Genomic DNA, 4450 nt, shown 5'->3' on the forward strand with positions numbered 1-4450 from the left:
TTTTAGTAGATTCGTTGGACCGGTCGTCTAGTTTGGTTTGGATGACGCACTCACACTGCGTAAGGAAATTATTTCCCGCAATGGTCGTGGGTTCAAATCCCATCCGGTCCACCTTTTCCAAGGACTGGATACCTGTTTTTCAAATGCAAGTCTTTGTGGGTCCATATCTTGCAAGTCATGGACACCTTTTCAGGTCCATTATCTCCAAGTAATGGATACCTATCTTCCCTTTTATGCAAATCATCATGATTCTTTCTGCAATATCATCACAATCTAGAAAAGTTGGAAACAAAAAACGGAATAAAAATACAAACATCGTGTCATTGACGAACCGACAACAACCAGATACCTAAAAATTCTTTAGATCAACAAGATTATCACCTAACATCATCTTGTTTTGGATGAGTAGATTTTTTTTGTAGATGTCATCTATTATTTTCTCAAATGTTTTCCCAATGATTGGAACACTGTCATAAAGTCAAGAGTAACGGGTTAATTTTCCATCTTGAAATCCTCTTCGGTTCTACTTTTTTCGTCTGGATGAAACATTTTGTAATGTCTTTCAAGAGATTCAATTTCTTTTTCTGGAATCCAACCAAATTGTCCAGGACAAAGTTTGCAGTGGTAATATCCCTTAATATGTTTGAATTTTTCTGCGATTTTTTCCATTTAGAAATCCACTGCGTTTACAAATCAAACCTCAAACCCATAATTATAAGAACAACTGCCATTTTTGTTTTGTGTGTATTTATAAAAATACACACTTGATCATTAATTGTATGCACTTGTAATTTCATGACAATCTCATTTCCAAAATAAGAAAATCAAATTTAATTTCATGTATGTTGATTCTGTTAACATTTGAGAACGATTGTGGGCAGAGATTCATTGTAGAGCAAACCAATTCATAATTACATAAAACTGAATATTTGATGTATTTGTACTAATACAAATCCGATCTAATTAAATTTGGAATCTATATTCTTTTTACCTGTTGCAGTATCATTAATCTCTGTCTTGTCTGTGTACCTTTTGGTTTTGTTCTTAATACATAGCTGCAGCACGGGCAATACTTGCCATCCCAGTTTATGAATATCTCACAAATTGAACACCTTTTCTGTCCCAATTCATATCTGCTGTTTACACCAAACGACTTTCCAGATTTATGTTTGATGCAAAGTCCTTTGCACACCATTGTTATTTCGTCTTTTTTATTTCCTCAATCGAATCTTCTAAATCCTTTTGAGTTATCTTGATGGACTTTACATCTTTTTCCTTGTTTTCAACAAATCGCTTTACTCCCAAAAGTGCCGCACGATTACAAACTTCTTCAATCTCAGCACCGCTGAACCCCTTTGCCATTTCTGACAGTGTCTTTAGATTGACACCTCCTGCAAGCGGCTTGTCTTTGGTGTGAATCTTGAAAATCATCTCTATTCCTACAACATCGGGATTTGGAACTTCAATCACCCTGTCAAATCTGCCTGGCCTGAGCAATGCAGGATCCACAATATCCAGCCTGTTTGTGGCACCAATTATCAGTACATTATGCAGTTCCTCCAACCCATCAATCTCAGTTAGAATTTGGGAAACAACATTTTCTGTAACATGTGAATCTGAACCACCGCTTCCTCTTTTTGGAACAAGTGCATCAATCTCATCAAAGAAGATGATACATGGTGCTGCCATACGCGCCTTTCGGAATATCTCTCGTACTCCTTTTTCTGATTCACCAACCCATTTTGAAAGCAGTTCTGGACCCTTGATGCTGATAAAATTGGATTCAGTTGTAGTTGCTACTGCCTTTGCAATCAGGGTCTTTCCTGTTCCAGGAGGACCATAAAGTAGCACTCCCTTTGGTGGCTTTACATGGGCATACTCAAAGGCCTCCTTGTGTTTTAATGGCCACTCTATTGCCTCACGAAGTTCTTCTTTTAGTTTGTCCAAGCCACCAACATCATCCCAACTAACATTTGGAATCTGAACCAGAACTTCTCTTAGTGCAGAAGGCCTAACCTCTTTTAATGCCTCTGTAAAATCCTCTCCAGTTATCTTTATTTTTTGCAATAATTCTTTTGAAACTTTTTCTTCCTCTAAATTAATTTCAGGCAAAATTCTTCTCAGAGATTTCATCGCAGCTTCCTTGCAAAGCACTTCCAAGTCTGCCCCCACAAACCCGTGAGTTGTCTTGGAAATTTTCTTTAGATCTACCTTTTTGTCTAGAGGCATTCCACGTGTGTGTATGTTTAGAACTTCTAGTCTACCTTCATCATCTGGAATTCCAATCTCGATTTCCCTGTCAAATCTACCAGGTCTTCGAAGTGCAGGATCAATGGAGTCAGGTCTGTTAGTAGCTGCGATAACTACAACTTTTCCTCGAGACTTCATTCCGTCCATCAGTGTTAGCAGTTGAGAGACAATTCGTTTTTCCAATTCTCCTGAAACCTCCTCTCGCTTTGGAGCAATAGAGTCAATCTCGTCAATGAAAATAATGCTGGGAGCATTTTCTTCAGCTTGCGTAAATATTTCTCGAAGTTTTTCCTCACTTTCCCCATAATGCTTTGCCATGATTTCCGGACCGCTAAGTGAAGTGAAATGGGAATTTGTTTCACCAGCTACCGCCTTTGCAAGCAATGTCTTTCCTGTACCTGGTGGACCATAAAGCAAAACACCTTTTGGTGATTCTATGCCTATTTTCTCAAAGAGTTCCGGATGTCTCATTGGCAATTCAACCATCTCACGAATCTTTAGAATTTCATTTTTTAACCCGCCCAAATCATCATAAGTAAATCTAGGAACTGATGCGTCAACTGATTTCGTTACCGAGCCTAGCTTGAATATTGTATCTTCAGTGACAATTACTGGTTTTGCTGGTTTGGTACTAGTTACAATTAGTTGAATCTTGCTTCCCATTTGAGTGCTGACAATAACAGTATCTCCAGTTGTAAAGACATGTCCCTGATAACGAGAAGTCATGTATTCGTGTAACCCTTCAGCATGAAGTTTTTCAGTAGGAGACAAAACGATTTGTTCTGCATCTACTCCTTTCACAGCATTGATTGTGACTTTTTCACCGATACTTGCTCCGATGTTATATCTTGTAAGACCGTCGATGCGAATAATTCCACTGTCACGATCCTCTGGAAATCCTGACCATAGCTTGACATGACTTTTTTTATTTGCAGACAGTTCTAAAATTTGCCCTGCATTCCAATTATTCTCCTCAATGATTTGAGGGTCAATAATTGCCACCCCATAACCAACATGGCTTTGGGGCATCTCATCTATTTTTAATTCTATTTCTGACAAGCCTTGTTTACCACTCTGTACTATTTGAGTACTAGCATTGTTATCATAACTGACAAATAATGTTGAATTTTATGATTGAAACTATTGGAGTTGGTTTTGTGAAAGAAATTTTTTTGGAAAGTATTTTGTTTTGCATGTCATGTTCAAAATTCCAGTGTTTCAAGTATTATCATCAATATTCCAATTGATCAAAGAGATACAATAATGATTGTTGCAGCTTAATTAACTAGAACGACTCTAATATGGTATGTACCTTATGTCAAATGCACTTACAGAATTATTAAATGAAATTAATGATGAACTGGCCAATCAGATTTCTTTGGCAAACAGTATGAATAAAAAAATAGATACGAGAAAACTTGTTCAGTTATCAAATACTCTGAATGGTATAATTAGGACCTCCGAACTTTCTGATGAAAATAAGTCAATGCTGCAAAAGTTCTCCCTGACTCTGCAGGACAGTTCAACTGTTAAGAGTCTGAGATATGAAAAGCAAGACCTTGAAAGAGTACTTTCCAACCTGAAGGACATCTAAAACATTCTGTCATGTTGCTTAACCTGATGCAGATTACAGAAAACACATTTTATTCTAGTTTGATGTTTTAGAATAATCAGTCATCTTCCCAACTATTCTCTAAATATTGGGGTGCGGTATGATCAATCTCTTTTGGTTTAATCATTGGAATAAATTTGTGACAGTTTGTGCATTCGTACATGTCCTTGAGTCTTGCCATCCTGACTTTTGCATTATGAGAACACGTTTTTTGAGTCACAACACCTGATGTCAATTGTTCTTCAGGGCTCCCAATGACAATCGCAGTTGCATCCTTTTTGACAATGTATTCTCTTGCAGTCTGAACATATTTTTTGACCGTATGATTGCATTGTATTCATGATATCAATAGTCCTTTCATCCTAATTAACCTCAAACAATATGAAACTCTATAAGCAATATTGGCGTAATGTTAGTATCGTAGTGGTGTGAGTCTGCACATCTGCAAGGAAGGACTGAACTGACTACTCAGCTACGTATTGTTGCATTGTGATTGAAGTTTTCTGTGTTTATAAGCTAGTGGCGACCTAGTGAATCATGTTAGAAAGTATTTTCGCAAAATTCAAAGGAAGAAAAGAAAAGACATTA

Annotated in this window: 4 protein-coding genes and 1 tRNA gene; 2 read left to right on the top strand and 3 right to left on the bottom strand. The window is 37.2% G+C overall.

Features of this window, described 5'->3' with window-relative positions; genetic code table 11:
• The first annotated feature begins 16 nt into the window (after positions 1-16).
• Positions 17-111, top strand: a tRNA-Val gene (locus OEW78_RS09990).
• Positions 112-492: 381 nt separating this feature from the next.
• On the opposite strand, the gene OEW78_RS09995 is transcribed toward OEW78_RS09990, so the two are convergent.
• Positions 493-669 (bottom strand): hypothetical protein, encoded by a 177-nt coding sequence (locus OEW78_RS09995; protein ID WP_300327148.1) that lies wholly within the window; start codon positions 667-669, stop codon positions 493-495.
• A gap of 528 nt (positions 670-1197) precedes the next feature.
• Positions 1198-3309, bottom strand: coding sequence for a CDC48 family AAA ATPase (locus OEW78_RS10000; protein WP_300327149.1), 2112 nt, complete (start codon positions 3307-3309; stop codon positions 1198-1200).
• A gap of 256 nt (positions 3310-3565) precedes the next feature.
• Here OEW78_RS10000 and OEW78_RS10005 point away from each other — a divergent pair, with 256 nt between their 5' ends.
• Positions 3566-3844: a hypothetical protein gene (locus tag OEW78_RS10005; RefSeq protein WP_300327150.1), complete on the top strand. Its 279-nt coding sequence runs from the start codon at positions 3566-3568 to the stop codon at positions 3842-3844.
• A gap of 76 nt (positions 3845-3920) precedes the next feature.
• On the opposite strand, the gene OEW78_RS10010 is transcribed toward OEW78_RS10005, so the two are convergent.
• Entirely contained in the window at positions 3921-4097 is a 177-nt protein-coding gene (locus tag OEW78_RS10010) for a hypothetical protein (protein WP_300327151.1), read from the bottom strand.
• Between the last annotated feature and the right edge of the window lie 353 nt (positions 4098-4450).

The organism is Candidatus Nitrosopumilus sp. (genome assembly GCF_029882185.1).
Taxonomy (GTDB): domain Archaea; phylum Thermoproteota; class Nitrososphaeria; order Nitrososphaerales; family Nitrosopumilaceae; genus Nitrosopumilus.

Coding starts and splice junctions, on each gene's coding strand:
- OEW78_RS09995 (WP_300327148.1), bottom strand. CDS start 669: ATGGAAAAAATCGCAGAAAAATTCAAACATATTAAGGGATATTACCAC.
- OEW78_RS10005 (WP_300327150.1), top strand. CDS start 3,566: ATGTCAAATGCACTTACAGAATTATTAAATGAAATTAATGATGAACTG.